We start from the raw sequence: 15,730 nt of genomic DNA, 5'->3' as shown, positions 1-15,730 counted from the left end.
CGGACGGCAGCAAGGAGGCCATCGGCCATGATCGATGCACGCAAGACGCTGAGGCTCGGCGCGTTCATGCGGCCCGTCAGCATCCATGCGGGCGCTTGGCGCTATCCCGGCGCCTGGCGCGACGCGAACTTCTCGTTCCCGCGCCTGTCCTATCTCGCCAAGAAGCTCGAGGCGGGGCGCTTCGACGCCTTCTTCATGGCGGACCATCTGGCCGTGCTCAACATGGGAACCGAGGCGCTTCGGCGCAGCCACACCGTCACCTCCTTCGAGCCTTTCACGCTGCTGTCGGCGCTGTCCGCGATCACCAGCCGCATCGGCCTCGTGGCCACCGGCTCGACCAGCTTCGACGAGCCCTTCCATGTCGCGCGGCGCTTCGCCTCGCTCGACCATATCAGCGAGGGGCGGGCCGGCTGGAACATCGTCACCACCTCCAACCCCGACGCCGCGCTGAACTTCGGCCTGGAGGAGCATCTGGATCATGCCGAGCGGTATCGCCGCGCGCGCGAATTCTTCGACGTCGTGACGGGCCTTTGGGACAGTTTCGCCGACGACGCCTTTCCTCGGGATGCGGCGAGCGGCACCTATCTCGACCCGGCGCGGATGCATGTCCTGGCGCACCAGGGCGAATTCTTCCGGGTGCGCGGGCCGCTCAATATCGCCCGGCCCGTCCAGGGGTGGCCGGTGATCGTGCAGGCCGGGGCCTCCGAGCCGGGGCGCCAGCTTGCCGCCGAAACGGCGGAGGTCGTCTTCGCCGCGCCGAACGGCCTCGCGGATGCACGCGCGCTCTATGCCGACGTGAAGGGGCGCATGGCCCGGATCGGGCGCGATCCCGACCATCTGAAAATCCTGCCCGGCGCCTTCGTGGTGGTGGGGGCGAGCGACGAAGAGGCGCGCGAGAAGCGCGATCTTCTCGACAGCCTCGTTCACGACGACAACGCCATCGACTCCCTGTCGATCGCGCTCGGCCACGATGCGCGCCGGTTCGATCCCGATGCGCCGCTTCCCGAAATCCCCGAAAGCAACGCCTCCAAGAGCGGGCAGGCGCGGGCGATTGCCATCGCGCGCGCCGAGAACCTGACCGTGCGCCAGCTCGCCCGGCGCTTTGCTGGCTATGCCGGCCTCTCCTTCGTGGGCACGCCAAAGACGATCGCCGACGCCATGGAGGAATGGTTGCTGAGCGAGGGCTGCGACGGGTTCAACGTCATGTTCCCCTATCTGCCGGAGGGGCTCGACGCGTTCGTGGATCAGGTCGTGCCCGAGCTCCAGCGCCGTGGCCTGTTCCGCACGGAGTACGAGGGCCGGACGCTGCGCGAGAACCTCGGCCTGCCACGACCGGCCAACCGCTTCTTCTAAAGCCGAGGGCCGAACCATTCGGTCGATGGCGATCGCGGGGTGGTTCCGTCGGTGAGGCACCGGACGCAGACTCCGCCGCGCACGGATCGGCACCCTCGCGGAGGGGAGAAATCGCTTTCGTCCATTCTGCATCGTGAGGCGTCGTGAGGGACGGGCTCTCGGGAATCGTGTGGATGCAACCCAGGACGTTGGCGTCGGCAGGTCGTGCGCAAGTCGGACATGGCCTGCCGGTTCGGAACGCGCCACATCTGCGACCAGGATGATCGGGAACCATCCCGGTGATGGCGGCCTTCGGGATGGAACACGGAGAAGAGTCTCATGACCGACACCAACCGCCGCACGTTCCTGGCCGGAGCCGCCCTGACCGCCGGCGCTGCCATGACCCTTGCCTCGAACACGACGGCATCCGCGCAAACCGGAGGCGGCGCCGGCGCCGAGCCGACCGCCCCGGATCCCGCCACCTATCCCAAGCCTCCCTATCCGACCGACATGCAGCCCTGGCCGGGGCTGGCCTCGCGCATGAACCCGCGCCCCGACCATGGCGAGACCAGCTACAAAGGGTCCGGCAAACTGGCCGGCAAGAAGGCGTTGATCACCGGGGGCGACAGCGGCATCGGCCGCGCGGCGGCCATCGCCTATGCGCGCGAGGGAGCGGACGTCGCCATCAACTATCTGCCTGCCGAAGAGCCCGACGCGAAGGAGGTCGTCGCCTTGATCGAGGCGGAAGGGCGCAAGGCGGTCGCGATCCCCGGCGATCTCCGATCCGAGGAGTTCTGCCGCAGCCTCGTCTCGCAGGCGGCCGACCAGCTGGGCGGTCTCGACATCCTCGTCAACAACGCGGCGCTCCAGCAGACCCGCGCCTCGATCGCCGACATTTCGTCCGAACTCTTCGACGACACGATGAAGACCAATGTCTACGCTCCGTTCTGGCTGACCAAGGCCGCGTTGGAGCGCATGGGCGCGGGGGCGGTGATCGTCAACACGTCCTCCGAGCAGGCGGGCAATCCCTCGCCCGAGATCATGCACTACGCCATGACGCGGGCGGCCGTGCTGAACTTCACCAAGGGCTTGGCCAAGGAATTGGCGCCGCGCGGCATCCGCGTCAACGCGGTCGCGCCGGGGCCCTTCTGGACGCCGCTCCAGATATCGGGCGGAGCGACGGAGGAGAAGTTGCGCACCTTCGGCGCCGACTCGCCCATGGGACGCGCCGGGCAGCCCGCCGAGATCGCGGGCCTCTATGTCGCCGCCGCCGACCCGCTGCTCAGCTACTCGACCGGCCAGATTTTCGGCGCGACCGGCGGCAACGGCCAGCCGGCCTGAGCCAGCTACAAGCCAGCCGCATGATCGAAACTCCATGAGAACACCCTCGGGCGACTTTGCTGCTCGGGGGTGTTCTTTCGCGTAAGATGGATTGCTTGCCGTTCCCGCCCCGGGGTTGGGGTATCTGTGCGGCGACCGGACGTCCTCGGCCGAGCGCGGAGGTGGTCGACGCAGCAAAGGCGACGCATCGAGCCCGGAGACGAGAGCATCCAGCGCTCCTGCGATCTCCGCACGTTCCGGCTCCGACATCGCGCGGCAGTGTGTCGAAATCGAATTGGGCTGAGGAACGATGCGGAGAGGTCGAGAGCCATTCGACCACTTTCGAGCCAGAACTTCCTCGGCTGGAGCCGACCGGGTGATGTCGGGACGATTTGCTTTCCGACAATGTCGCGGGAGTACAGGTGTGGCGGCGAACGTTCACATGAGGATCGATCTGAATGAGCGACGGTTCAGAGCCCATCTCGCCGGGTGCCGGAAAGCGGACGAGACAGCCTTGGCAGCCCCGTTTGGGTCGTCAAAGGATCGTTTCCATTGTCCTCCATTCATTTTTGGTAGCAGCGTTTATCGAGTATAGCTTCCAACCCCTCGACTCCCTGCGCTTCCTTCGGCTCGCCGCGACGAGCGCGACATACCGGCCCTACGGTCACGGTTTGGGAGCGGGCTTGGCCGCCTACATGGGCTGGAAGTTCCTGACGATGAAGAAGCCCGACACGACCGATAGGAAGAAATCCGAGTTGGTCAAAGCCGTCGAGTTTCTCGTCGGACTCGCCGCGTCCGCAGCGGTCGGCTTTTGCGTCGGATGGTTCGCCGTCACCTTCTGGCTTCCCTTTACACAGCACCTGCTGGCCGGCAAACAGGATGTCGAATACCGTTTCACGCTGACGGGAGACAGGGTTGGGAGGCCTTGTCGCGGCGTTGTCGGCATCAATCCGGCATTCTACGACGATGAACTCTGTGGTGTGAGGATGACAGGTACTTCAGAGACGTGGGAGGGCCGTACACTTGTCGTCACCGGTCAGCAATCGGCCTATGGGATGATCAGGACAGGATACCGCCGCGATTAGACGGCGCAAGCGCAAGAGCCAATTGAGAGTTCGTTGCCTGCCACGGCGCCATTTTTCGGTTCCACGGCGGATTCTAAGAATTTCACCGGGCGCATTGGCGTTACCTCGGAAACGGCAAACCCGTCGGCACGAAGGCCGGCGGGGTCGAGCTGTGGCGGGGCCGGGACGCTCGGCTTCCCAGAGAACCAGCGCTGATACGTTCGAAGCCGCTTTCGCCGTCCAAGCTCAGATCGATGCCGGCCGCACTACGCGCTGGCTGCGACGGATGGGATCGACCGGGCGAGGCGTCGGTCGGCATTCGCACGACGTTCGGCGCCTGCGCCGACGCAGGCTTGGTGTCCGTCGAGGCGTTTGCTCTCGCCTTCAGCTGGAAGAAGCCGGTGCGCTCGCTGAAGAGCCGCGCTTCGCTGGATAACGCCTCGGCGGCCGCGTTCATCTCGTCGGCCACGCCGGCATTGGCCCGCGTTACCTGATCGAACTGCTGAACAGCCTGAGTGATCTGCTCGATACCCACCGACGGCTCGCGGCAGGCGGCCGAGATTTCCGACACCAACCCGGCCGTGCGCTGAATGTCGAGCACGAGTTCGTGCAGATTAACGCCCGCGTCCTCTCATCTCGTAGGGGTCGAGACCGCGGGGCAACCGATTTCGACCGCCACTTCCTCTCTGCATTCGGCAAGCTTACGGACATCGGAGGCGATAACCGCGAAGCCTTTGCTATGCGAGCCCGCTCGCGCCGGTCGCCTTGATCGCTTGGACGGCGCGCAGCGCCATCCCGTCATTCTCGGCGAGCACGTCCTTCGGCCGCGGACCTCCGCCCAGCCGGACGCGGGTGACGTAGGCAGCCTGCTCCCGAATCCGTTGGCGCTCTGCTCCTTCGAGATTCGCCGCCCGCTGCATTCCGGGGGTGGCCGGAACATTGTGCATGTCCGGCATGCGCCTCGGCCGCCGGATGGCTGAGTTCACCCATCGGGATCGTGATGCCGCCCTTGCCCGCAATCGTCGGCAGACCTCCTTGGTCTGCAGCTCGGCCGCGACCTTTTCATGCGACACAGCATAGGAGGTGCGGAGTTCGCTTGCGGGCTGGCGGTTGTCGAAGACGAAGGGAGGCTGGGCGGCCTTGGCGACGATCCCGTCTTTCTCGACGGCAGCGGCCATCCTATGCAGGGAAACGAAGCCGACATGGTCTTCGTGAGGGCTTCGAAACCGTCCAGCCTGTAATAGCGATCGATGAGCACACTCCACACGCTGACCGCAGCGTCACACGCCCAGCAGGACATCAAGAAGAGCCGGTTCCTTGCCGTGGCCAATGCCGTGTCGGACGCGGAGGCGGCGCAGGCCTTTCTGGCGCGGCACGCCGATCCGACGGCCCATCACAATTGCTGGGCATGGCGGATCGGGCAGACTTATCGGTTCTCGGACGACGGCGAGCCGACGGGCACAGCGGGCAAGCCCATCCTGCAGGCGATCGACGGACAAGGGCTGGATCGCGTCGCCGTTCTGGTGACGCGATGGTTCGGAGGCATTCGCTTGGGCACCGGCGGTCTCGTCCGCGCCTATGGCGGAACCGCCGCGCTCTGCCTGCGGGAGGGCGAGAAGGCCCCGCTTCGCGATATGGTCGCGGCGACGCTGACCTGCCTGTTCGGCGATCTCGCGCTTTTGCAGGCGCGCATCGCGGCTCAGGCCGGGGTGGAGATTCAAGCCACCACGTTCAGTGAGACGGGGGCCCAATGGTCGCTCGCCGTTCCGCAAGACATGGCGGAGACGATGGCCCGACTGGTGAGCGATCTGACCCATGGGCGCGCTGATCTGCGCTTCGACGATTGACGAAGGCGCGTCGCCGCGCCCGACGGGGCGCCATAGCAAGCACCGAGCGCCACGCTTCTGCATCCGGCGCATCGACTGGCTAAGTCCCCCAAGCCATCGGTTGATGATGCCTCCACGGCATTTCGACACGCCTGTAACGTTTACACAACAGCCAAAGTATAGCTTTCTTCACGAATGTGTCATCAAACGACACGCACCAATAGAAAACGTTGCATGATTGCATCAATGGAGTCTTTCGAAGCTGTCATGCAAGGGTGTCGGTGCTGTTCCCGCGTGACTCCACATGAAAGTTTGGTAAGGATGGCTTTGGACATAGGCGCCCAACGAACACATCCAAAAACAGTCTGCTGGAGATTAAGACTATGAATTTGAAGAGCCTTCTTCTTGGCTCCGCTGCGGCCCTCGTGGCGATGACGGGTGCCCGCGCGGCCGATGCTGTCGTCGTCGCCGAGCCTGAGCCGGTCGATTACGTCCGCGTTTGCGACGTCTACGGCAAGGGCTTCTACTACATCCCGGGCACCGAGACTTGCCTCAGCGTCGGCGGCTATGTCCGTTTCCAGTATAACGTGGCTGGCGATCCGGCTCGTAACCTGGAAGGCGATGACTATCAGGCCGGCAGCTCGGTCCGCGCTCGTCTGAACTTCGACGCTCGCGAAGAGACCGAACTCGGCACCCTGCGCGCCTTCGCTCGCGTCCAGGCCCAGAACAACACGATCGCCCAGCCCGACTCCTCGCTCGGCGCCAGCTACGTGATGGACCAGGCCTACGTCCAGCTCGGCGGCCTGCTCGTCGGTTACCGCGACTCGCTCTGGACCTCGGGCGTCGGCGGTCTGGAAGACGGCCTGCTCACCGATAGCGATCTCGTGGTCGGCGACTTCAACACCAACCAGATCTCCTACACGTTCGCTGTGAACGGCTTCTCGGCCACGCTCGGCCTCGAAGACGACCGCACCGGCGACATCGTTCCCGATGTCCATGCCAAGCTGGTCTACTCGGGCGCTTGGGGCGGTGCTTACCTCTCGGCCGTCTATGACGAGACCTACAACCCGGTCAACGCCAACGGCATCACGAACACGATCGCGATCAACGGCGTTCCGATCTCCATCGTCGGCGCCTTCCCGACGCTGCTGCGCGACGGCAACAACGACGCCTTCGCTCTGAAGGGCGGCGTCCTCCTCAAGAACCTGATCGCGGCCGACTCGCAGTTGAAGATCGAAGGTCACTACGCCTTCGACCCGACCGTCTATGCCGGCATCACCGCCATCAACACGGTCAGCACGCTGTCCAGCAACCAGCTGACCAATGCGGGCGTTCCGATCATCCTCGAGTGGGCCGCTGGTGCGGGCTACGCGCAGAAGTTCGGCAAGGTCGGTCTCGCGATCGCCGGCCAGTACGGCAAGACCTTCGACTCGCGTCTCGTGACCCCGATCAACGGCGTGACCTTCATCGGTCAGGGCGAATACTGGGCCGCTGTCGGCAACGTCGGCTACGCGATCACGAACAACTTCGCAGCGCTCGGCGAAGTCTCCTACAAGAACGTCGATTTCGGCGGTCCGGTCGGCGACGTCGATCAGGTGGCGGGCTTCCTGCGCCTGCAGCGCAATTTCTAATCCGAGCAAGTTCCTGCGGGCTCCGTCCCGCAGGTTTCGCCGGCCCGCCGGCACATGACCTGACCTCCAGTCAGACTGACGACGACCGGACGCGTTTCGTCCACGCGGCGGTCAAGCTTGGCCGCTCCTTCCCGGAGCGGCCTTTTTGCGTTTTTGTCGTATGGTGCAGCCCGTCATCATAAAGCGGGCGACGCTCACCAGGGGAAGAGGCGGAGCATGTGTTTCCGCACGCTCGACCGGCGTCCGAGTGGAAAGCGGTCGTTCAGGGAAACGACATTCGCCCGCTGGCGGGCGAGCCTATGAGCGGAGGCGCAAAAGGTGGATGTCGACATCGTCCTGCGCGGTCTCGTTGAAACCGAAGCGCCGGTAGAAGCGTCCTGCATCGCTCTTCTGCAACACGCACAATCGTACGGACTGGCCTGACTCGTCGGCGGTGGCGAGGATCTGCCGGAGAATGGCAGCGCCTAAACCACGCCCCTGGAATGCCGGATCGATATAGAAATGTTCGAGAAGCAGCCCGTCTGCTTCCGGCTTTACGGCGACGCAACCAGCAAGCTCTTCGGCTACCAGTATGAGGCGGGTATGCTCAGGTGTGAAGGTTGATCGAAAGCGCTCGAAAGCCCGCTGCTCGTCATAGCGTCCGATACGTTCCAGACTCTCGCGCATGGCCGCGACCCGAAGTTCGAAGAGGCGGTCGAAGTCCTCAGCGGTCGCCGGTATGAGGGTATATTCCGGGCAGGAATCGGTCACGCTCCTCACGCTCCTCAAGCTCATCCGCACGATATAATCGCGAGGCTCCACGGGATGCCAGAGCGGAGAAAATCCACTTCGGATCGAAACCGGATGAGCCGCTGTCGGCGGTGGCGTTTCATGCGCCGCTCGCCCGCTTTGGAAAGAGGGCGCTTCCGCATCTCGCGTCCGATCGGCGAGGCCGTGGGAGCATTCCGCAAGGCGGAGGCGGCCCTCCATTCGCACCGTTCGAAACCGTCTCGGCCGAATCGCTGTGCACCCCACGAAAAACGCCCCTGCCGGGGGAGGACCGGCAAGGGCGTTGGAGAGAAGCCGAAAGGTGGGAGGAACCGTTCGGCCAGTCCGCTTCAGATGGGGGAGGACCAACTGAAACGAAAGGGAGAAACTTAAGAGCGGACCGCCTGACGGGCGATGGCCGGGATGTCGGAGCGGGCAATGCCTAGGTCCGAGAGTTCGCGTTGCGAGAGACGGTTCAGTTCGGCGGCCGTGTTGCGATACTGGCGCCAGGTGCTGAAGGAGCGAGCGAGGGACATGGTGTCTTGCCTTTCGTGTCCGGCCTCTCATCGGTGGTGGCCGGCATGTGCGTGTTCTTCCGATGGGCAGAACCTACCCCTCCCGCTGATGAAGCAGTAGCGCAAAGCTCGAAGAGGAGGTTTGCAGCCTTTCGCTATCGGCCCTGAGCACGTCCGATATGCGGTCGCCGCATGGATCGAGTTCCCGGCTCTGTCGGCCAGGAGGGTGCTTCTCCTCGGGCAGCCGGGTAAGCCTATCTGGGCATCGGGCACGCCGCTGTGACGGCCCATGCCCCGAGGCCATCGGCGCGTGGGGCAAAGCCGACATGCCGGGACATCTCATCCATCGCGCGGCGCTCCCTCCTGACGAACTCCAAGGCAGCCTCGCGCGAAACGAAGATGCCGCCGCAGCCATTGCAGGGGCCTTCGACGATCCAGCTCCCGTGCCCATCGGGACGGAGCGTGAAGGCGAACGGGTCCGGCTCGAACTCGGCTTTGGACAGCGCGCTCATCGAACAGACTCCCTGGCGATCTCAAGGCTGGCCGGAACGGGTGGAATCACCGTCTCGATCCCTTGGCATATCAGAGCCGCCTGTCGGCGCGCGTCCGGGCCGAGCCTGTGCAGCGGCGGCCGCACGGCCGTGTCGCATCCCACGATCCCATGCAGCATCTCCTTCAAGGCCGCAGCACCCTCCGCCTCCACCAGGTCGGCCAGAGGCTGAAGGCGTCGTTGGAATTCCCTCGCCAGCCCCACATCGTTTTCGCAGATCGCCCGCCAGAGACCGACGACGAGGTTAGGCGCCACGTTCGCCACTGTACTGAACAGGCCATCGGCGCCCAAAAGGGCTGTGGCGGCAAACGTGGGGTCGTGGGCCGCCAGAAAGGCCACACCAGGTTTGGCGCGGCTCATGCATTCGACATGAAGCGGATTGGTGGAATGGTCGATCATCGCCGCGACATTCCGAATCCGCGAAAGCTCCGCCATCTGACAGGACGAGAGATGCACGCGCGTCGCGGCCTCGTCGAACTCCAAGAACAGGGGCAGCCCGGTCGCGGCCGCGACGGCTTCGACATGGGCGCGGATGCCGGCGAAGGAGGGCTTGTTGTAGAAGGGCATGACGAGCACCAGCCCGTCGGCCCCGGCCGCCTCGGCATCCAGCGCGAGTGCGCAAGATCGGGCGGTGCCGGGCGTTCCGACATGGGCAAGCACGGCCATCCGCCCCTTGGCCGAAACCGCAGCCTCGATCAGCGCGATGCGCTCGGCGCGCTGGAGGGTGGAGCCCTCGCCGGCCCAGCCCGCGAGGGCGACGGCCCGCACGCCGCTGCGCGCCTGCCAGCGCGTGAGGGCCGCGACGCGGAACGTGTCCACTTCGGAAGACGGGCCGAGGTCGGCGTCGAAGCTGGACCTGAAGGGCGTGACCAGAGAGGTGACAACGCCGGAGAATACGGAACTCATCGAAGGAACGGGTCCTGTTGTTTCGATAAGACCATTTCTGGCAGACCCCACCATAAAGGATCGATGCGAATTTTCGGCCGACGTCCGCCCGCGCACGGCCCTGGCCCCGCGTAGCGCGCCCCCTGTTTCGCGCGGGCTGTCAGCGGAAGCCAGACAAGAAAAAACGCTCCCCCACAGGGTGGGGGAGCGCGGGCTCGGCCCGTGGGGAGGTTTCGAGCCGGGAGGGGCGTTTACGCGCTGCGATGGGTGCTGAGGGCAGGGGCTCTCATGCGGGCGACAAGAAGCAGGCTGAGCGCGGCGCAGGCGAGAAGCGCCGAGACGATGACGAGCCCGACCGCGTAGCTGCCGGTCATGTCCTTGAGATAGCCCATGACGAAGGGGCCGAGATAACCCGCCAGATTGCCGATCGAGTTGATGAGCGCGATGCCGGCGGCGGCGGCGACGCCCGTCAGGAACGTGGTCGGCAGAGCCCAAAAGGTCGGCAGCGCCGAGAAGACGCCCATGCCCGCCAGGGTCAGGCCGACGATGGCGACGGCGGGGGTGGAGAGCGTCGCCGCGCAGAGACCGAAGCCGATGGCGGCCAGGATGACGGCGGCGGCGAAATGGCCGAGGCGCTCCTGTCGGGCGTCGGAGCGGCGGGTCCAGTAGATCATTGCGACCACGCCGAACATGTTGACGCCTGCGGTCGCCAGTCCGATCTGGAGATTGCTCATGTCGCCGAAGGTCTTGATCATCTGCGGCAACCAGTAGCCCAGCGTATAGGACCCCAGCACCACGCAGAAATAGATGAAGGCGAAGCCCAGGACCTTCCTGTCGAAAAGGGCGGTCTTCAGCGACTTCTCGCCATGAGTGGAGGCGATCGCGCCGCGCTCGGACTCCATCTTGGCCGCCAGCCATTCGCGCTGGTCGGCGCGTAGCCACTTGGCCTGTTCCGGGCGATCCGTCAGGGTGAACAGGGTTACGATGCCCAGAAGTACGGCCGGGATGGCTTCCAGCATAAACATCCATTGCCAGCCCTTGAGGCCGTGCCAGTCGAGCCCGAGAAGCGCCGAGGAGATCGGCGCGCCGATCATGGCCGAAAGCGGGATGGAGACCATGAAGAGGCCGACGGCCTTGCCACGCGTCTTCGCCGGGAACCAGTAGGTGAGATAGAGGATGATGCCGGGAAAGAAGCCGGCCTCGGCCGCGCCGAGAAAGAAGCGGATCACGTAGAAACTGATCGGACCGCTGACCAGCGCCATCGCGCCGGACAGAAGCCCCCAAGTGATCATGATGCGCGCGATCCAGACCCGCGCGCCGAGCTTGTGAAGGAAAATGTTGCTGGGAACTTCGAACAACGCGTAGCCAATGAAGAAGATGCCCGCGCCGAGGCCATAGACCGTCGCGGAGAAGCCCAGATCGGCGTTCATCGTGAGCGCCGCGAAGCCGATATTCACGCGGTCGAGATAGGCGATGAAATAAAGAAGCATCACGAAGGGAATGAGCCGCCACAGAACGGCTTTCATGGTGGAAGCCTCCAGGCTCCCGTCTTGGATCTTCGACATCGTTCCTCCACTTATGTCTTCGTTGTCGGGATGCGGCTTGGCTGGCGGGGGCTCCCACCCCTGCAAGGGCCGGTCGATCGCGCGCGCGATCAGAGCGAGCGGGCGAGCATCGCCTCGTAGTCCTCCGGCGAGGCCTCGCGCGGATTGGTCTTGTGGCAGTGATCCTTGAGCGCGCCGGCGATGATGGCGGGGAAGAGATCGGCCTCCACACCCAGTTCCGAGAGCTTGCCGGGCAGGCCGATGCGCCGCGTCATGGCCTCGATGGCGGGCACCACGTCGTCGCCGCCGGATAAGCCCATCGCATGGGCCAGCCGGTCGAACTTGCCTTCGGCCACGCTCGAGGGCGCGGATCGGTTGAACTCGAGCACGGCGGGCAGGAAAACGGCGTTGAGCGTGCCGTGATGCAGCCGGGGGTTCAGCCCGCCCAGCGAATGGCTGAGGCTGTGGACGCAGCCCAGACCCTTCTGAAAGCACATCGCGCCCATGGTCGCAGCGATGCTCATACTGGCGCGGGCGTCGCGATTGTCGGGCTCGGCGGTGGCCGTCGCCAGATGCGCCCAGGCCCGGCGCAGGCCCTCCAGGGCGATGCCGTCGGCGGGCGGGTTGAAGGCGGCGGAGAGATAGGTCTCGATACAGTGCGAGATCGCATCCATGCCGGTCGCCGCCGTCAGATGCGCGGGAAGGCTCAGCGTCAACTCGGGGTCGCAGATCGCAACCTTCGGAACCAGATGGTTCGACAGGAGGCCGACCTTGCGCCCGTCCTCCAGAATGAGGATCGCGCCGCGCCCGACCTCGCTGCCGGTGCCGGACGTGGTCGGAATCGCCACCATCGGGAAGGTTCTGGCGGAAATCCGCTCGGTGCCGCCCTCAATGGCTGCGAAGGTCTTCAAGGGTCCGTCATGGGCGGCCATCACCGCGACCGCCTTGGCGAGGTCCAGCACCGATCCGCCGCCGATGGCGATCAGCCCGTCCGCTCCCGCGGACCGGAACAGCTCGGTCGCCGCGCGAACGGCCGCCTCGTTCGGGTTGCCCGGCGTCTCGTCGAAGACACCCGCTACCTTGTCGCCGACCAGAGCGCGAACGCGATCGATCAGTCCGAGCGCGGCGATCGGCTTGTCGGTGACGACGAGCGCGCGCCCGATGCCCGCCAGCGGCAGCTCGTCCGTCAGCGTTGCGAGCGTTCCATATCCGAACTGAACGCGGGTGATGTAATTGATGAGCGCCACGCCCGTCCTCCCGAAATCCGCGCACAGGCCCGCGATCGCCCCCTTGAGGGCGTCCGGCGGTCATTTCCCCGTGCGTCTAGGCAAAAATACGGAGAAAACCCTTGCCGTAAATGCGCTGAATGTCGATACGGGTATAACAATCGGGAATAGAGGAATGCCGGACCAAGCAGCGCGTGGCCTCAGCCGCCTGACCATGCGTCAGATTCATCTCCTCGCCACGATTGACGACGCAAGCTCGCTCAAGGGCGCCGCCGCGCGCATCGGCATGAGCCAGCCGCGCGCGACCAAGTGCCTCCAGGAAATCGAGGAAGCGGCCGAGCAGCAGCTCTTCGTACGAACCAATCGCGGGTTGACGCCGACACCGGCGGGCAGTTGCGCCATCCGGCACGCCAAGGTCATGATCTCGCAGATCCGCAGCTTCCGGGAGGAGTTGCGCCATATTGCCGACGGCGCCTGGGCGAGGCTACGGGTGGGTACGATCATGGGCGCGGTTCCGCTCGTCACCGAGGCCGTGCTCGTTTTCACCGAGCGGTTTCCCAGCGTGTCGATCGAGATCTTGGAGGATACGAGCGGCGAGCTTCTACGCCAGCTCGACCGGGGAGACCTCGATCTCGTGATCGGCCGCAGCTCGGTCAGCGCGACGCCCGAACTCTACGACACCTTTGCCTTTCACGACGAGCTTCTGAGCGTGGTCGCCAATCCCGCGCATCCGCTGGTCGGGCGCAAACGCGTACAGCTCGCGGACTTTTCCGACTCGCGCTGGATCGTCTACACGGCCCGGATGCCGATGCGCCTGTCGCTGGAGCAGGAATATCGCGAGGCCGACCTCGCCTTTCCCCGCGCCCTGGTGGAGACGCGCTCGGCCTTCACGACCATGTCGCTCGTCCAGTCCAGCCCGAACTATGTCGCGCTCCTGTCCAACGACGTCGCCAATGTTTTCGCCAGCCTCGGCGTCGCCCGCACGCTGGCCTTCCGCCTGCGCTCCAAGAGCCAGGCCTACGAACTGATCACGCGCACACGCACGCCCCTGCCGCCCGCCGCCTCCGAATTCATCCGGCTTCTGACCCTGCGTTGAGGGGTAAGATATCCCTGTTCGTTATACCCTTATCGCACAACGCCGGATTTACACGCTTCCACCGATCCCTAGAGTGGGCGCGCTGTCCCGCCGGGACCGAGCAGCACCGTCCGCACGCATTCGTCCGCCGGTGAGCCCGGGGGTGGTGGGGCGGCCATGCTCGGGAGGCTGCCTTGATGACCGAAACCCTGATCGCCCGCCTGCGCGCCATCGCCGGCGAGGCCCATGTCCATGTCGGCGCGCGGGCGACGCGACGCTTTCGCACGGGCTATCGCTATGGCGACGGCGAGATCGCGGCGGCCGTGCAGCCGGGTTCGCTGGTAGAGCAGTGGCGAGTATTGCAGGCCTGCGTGGAGGCCGACGTCGCCGTGATCCTTCAGGCCGCCAATACCGGGCTGACGGGCGGCTCGACGCCCTTCGGTACCGGCTACGACCGGCCCATCGTCATCATCAACACGATGCGCCTCAAACGGATCGATCTGATCCGCGACGGCGCGCAGGTTCTGTGCCTGCCCGGCGCGACCTTGGAGAGTCTGGAGCGCAAGCTCAAGCCGCTCGGCCGCGAGCCGCATTCGGTGATCGGATCGAGCTGCATCGGGGCCTCGGTCACGGGCGGTATCTGCAACAATTCGGGCGGCTCGCTGGTGCAGCGCGGCCCGGCCTTCACGCAGCTCGCCCTGTTCGCCCGCGTCAACGAGGCCGGGCGGCTCGAACTCGTCAACCATCTGGGCGTCGAACTGGGCGAAACCCCCGAGGCCATCCTCGCCCGCCTGGACGCTGGCACCTACGGCGCGTCGGACATTCACGACGAGAACGGCGCCTGGGCGTCCGACCGCGAATACGCGACCTATGTGCGCGACATCGAGGCTTCGACGCCCGCGCGCTTCAACGCCGACCCTCGACGCCATTACGAGGCGTCAGGCTCGGCGGGAAAGATCGCCGTCTTCGCCCTGCGCATGGACACGTTCGTCGCCGAGCCGCAGGAGCAAGTCTTCTATGTCGGCACGAACGACCCGGCCGTGCTCCAGCAAATCCGCCGGCATGTGCTCGGCCAGTTCCAGCATCTGCCGATCGCGGGCGAATATATGCATTCCGACGCGTTCCGCGCGGCGCAGACCTATGGCAAGGACCTTTTCGTCTTCATCCGCCGCTTCGGCTCGGTCAATGTCCCGCGCGCCTTCGCGGCGAAAAGCTGGTTCGATGGCGTCACGGAGGCGCTCGGGCTCGGCAAGAGCATCTCCGACCATCTGCTCCAGCGCGTCTCCAAGCTCCTGCCGGAGCATCTGCCGCAGCGGCTCATCGACTATCGGGACCGCTACACCCACCATCTGATCCTGCGCACCGGCGGCGAGGGCATCGCGGAGATGCGCGACTATCTCTCGTCAGTCTTTACGACTGGCCTCGCCGCGCCGCACGGCGGCTTTCTGGAATGCACAGAGGACGAGGGGAAGGCCGCGCTTCTCAACCGCTTCGTGTCGGGCGGGGCGGTGGTGCGCTACCGCGCCGTCCACCGGGACCGCATCGAGGATATCGTGGCGCTGGACGTCGCCCTGCCGCGCGATACGCGGGACTGGTTCGAGACGCTTCCGCCCGAGATCGACAAGCAGATCGCGCTGAAATTCTATGTCGGCCATTTCCTGTGCCAGGTGATGCATCAGGAATATCTCGTCCACAAGGGCGTGGACTGCGAGGCGCTGGAACATGCAATCCTCGAGACGCTGGAGGCGAGGGGCGCGGAATATCCGGCCGAGCACAATGTCGGCCATCTCTACGAGGCCAAGCCCGCGCTCAAGGCCTTTTATCGCCAGCTCGACCCGACCAATTCCTTCAATCCGGGCATCGGCAAGACCTCGCGCCTGCGCGGTTGGGCGGCGGTCGAAACCACGGGCGACGGCTCGGCGGAGGCTTGCGCCTGCGAAGGACCCGTGCACTTGCGATAGTATCGTCTTTCCCGGTCGCAGCGGCGAGGCCGGAGCGATTGAGATTGCGCGGGG

At 65.4% G+C, this 15,730-nt stretch carries 15 protein-coding genes; 7 read left to right on the top strand and 8 right to left on the bottom strand.

The window, feature by feature from the left end; genetic code table 11:
* Window positions 1-27 precede the first annotated feature (27 nt).
* The 3 genes from AUL36_RS05510 (at window position 28) to AUL36_RS24440 (ending at window position 3,737) form a co-directional block, all read left to right on the top strand.
* Window positions 28-1,353 (top strand): LLM class flavin-dependent oxidoreductase, encoded by a 1,326-nt coding sequence (locus tag AUL36_RS05510; protein WP_062218782.1) that lies wholly within the window; start codon window positions 28-30, stop codon window positions 1,351-1,353.
* Window positions 1,354-1,671: 318 nt separating this feature from the next.
* Window positions 1,672-2,673: an SDR family oxidoreductase gene (locus AUL36_RS05505; RefSeq protein WP_062218780.1), complete on the top strand. Its 1,002-nt coding sequence runs from the start codon at window positions 1,672-1,674 to the stop codon at window positions 2,671-2,673.
* A 437-nt stretch (window positions 2,674-3,110) separates the two neighbouring features.
* On the top strand, window positions 3,111-3,737 hold the full coding sequence (locus AUL36_RS24440; protein ID WP_156418271.1) for a hypothetical protein: 627 nt from the start codon (window positions 3,111-3,113) through the stop codon (window positions 3,735-3,737).
* Window positions 3,738-3,837: 100 nt separating this feature from the next.
* On the opposite strand, the gene AUL36_RS24165 is transcribed toward AUL36_RS24440, so the two are convergent.
* Together AUL36_RS24165 and AUL36_RS24160 are read right to left on the bottom strand one after the other, a co-directional pair.
* Entirely contained in the window at window positions 3,838-4,317 is a 480-nt protein-coding gene (locus AUL36_RS24165; protein WP_062218776.1) for a hypothetical protein, read from the bottom strand.
* 136 nt (window positions 4,318-4,453) lie between these two features.
* The gene (locus AUL36_RS24160) at window positions 4,454-4,894 is read right to left on the bottom strand and encodes a hypothetical protein (protein ID WP_062218774.1); all 441 of its coding nucleotides are present in this window, start codon (window positions 4,892-4,894) and stop codon (window positions 4,454-4,456) included.
* A 72-nt stretch (window positions 4,895-4,966) separates the two neighbouring features.
* Between AUL36_RS24160 and AUL36_RS05485 the strand changes: the two genes are divergently transcribed.
* A complete protein-coding gene (locus AUL36_RS05485; RefSeq protein WP_062218772.1) occupies window positions 4,967-5,563 on the top strand; it encodes an IMPACT family protein in 597 nt (198 codons plus the stop codon).
* Between the two features lie 362 nt (window positions 5,564-5,925).
* Entirely contained in the window at window positions 5,926-7,173 is a 1,248-nt protein-coding gene (locus tag AUL36_RS05480; RefSeq protein WP_062218769.1) for a porin, read from the top strand.
* Window positions 7,174-7,470: 297 nt separating this feature from the next.
* Here AUL36_RS05480 and AUL36_RS05475 read toward each other — a convergent pair whose 3' ends face one another.
* The 6 genes from AUL36_RS05475 to AUL36_RS05455 all read right to left on the bottom strand — a co-directional run bounded on the left by AUL36_RS05475 (window position 7,471) and on the right by AUL36_RS05455 (window position 12,661).
* On the bottom strand, window positions 7,471-7,923 hold the full coding sequence (locus AUL36_RS05475) for a GNAT family N-acetyltransferase (RefSeq protein WP_244497042.1): 453 nt from the start codon (window positions 7,921-7,923) through the stop codon (window positions 7,471-7,473).
* Window positions 7,924-8,309: 386 nt separating this feature from the next.
* The gene (locus AUL36_RS23150; protein WP_082655613.1) at window positions 8,310-8,456 is read right to left on the bottom strand and encodes a DUF1127 domain-containing protein; all 147 of its coding nucleotides are present in this window, start codon (window positions 8,454-8,456) and stop codon (window positions 8,310-8,312) included.
* Window positions 8,457-8,689: 233 nt separating this feature from the next.
* The gene (locus AUL36_RS05470) at window positions 8,690-8,947 is read right to left on the bottom strand and encodes a hypothetical protein (protein WP_062218765.1); all 258 of its coding nucleotides are present in this window, start codon (window positions 8,945-8,947) and stop codon (window positions 8,690-8,692) included.
* Complete coding sequence (locus AUL36_RS05465) at window positions 8,944-9,891, bottom strand: dihydrodipicolinate synthase family protein (RefSeq protein ID WP_062218763.1); 948 nt, start codon at window positions 9,889-9,891, stop codon at window positions 8,944-8,946. The genes AUL36_RS05470 and AUL36_RS05465 overlap by 4 nt, the downstream gene beginning before the upstream one ends.
* A 230-nt stretch (window positions 9,892-10,121) precedes the next feature.
* Window positions 10,122-11,435, bottom strand: a complete 1,314-nt coding sequence (locus AUL36_RS05460) for an MFS transporter (protein ID WP_062218761.1) — start codon at window positions 11,433-11,435, stop codon at window positions 10,122-10,124.
* An 89-nt stretch (window positions 11,436-11,524) separates the two neighbouring features.
* Window positions 11,525-12,661 (bottom strand): iron-containing alcohol dehydrogenase, encoded by a 1,137-nt coding sequence (locus AUL36_RS05455; protein WP_062218759.1) that lies wholly within the window; start codon window positions 12,659-12,661, stop codon window positions 11,525-11,527.
* Window positions 12,662-12,815: 154 nt separating this feature from the next.
* On the opposite strand from AUL36_RS05455, the gene AUL36_RS05450 reads away from it, so the two are divergent.
* Complete coding sequence (locus AUL36_RS05450) at window positions 12,816-13,736, top strand: LysR family transcriptional regulator (protein ID WP_058599675.1); 921 nt, start codon at window positions 12,816-12,818, stop codon at window positions 13,734-13,736.
* 176 nt (window positions 13,737-13,912) lie between these two features.
* On the top strand, window positions 13,913-15,676 hold the full coding sequence (gene dld, locus AUL36_RS05445; RefSeq protein ID WP_082655610.1) for a D-lactate dehydrogenase: 1,764 nt from the start codon (window positions 13,913-13,915) through the stop codon (window positions 15,674-15,676).
* Window positions 15,677-15,730: the final 54 nt, after the last annotated feature.

Source organism: Aureimonas sp. D3, assembly GCF_001463805.1.
GTDB lineage: Bacteria > Pseudomonadota > Alphaproteobacteria > Rhizobiales > Rhizobiaceae > Aureimonas > Aureimonas ureilytica_A.
The sequence above is the reverse complement of the archived record's forward strand: the minus strand, read 5'-3'. Positions and strand labels throughout refer to the sequence as shown.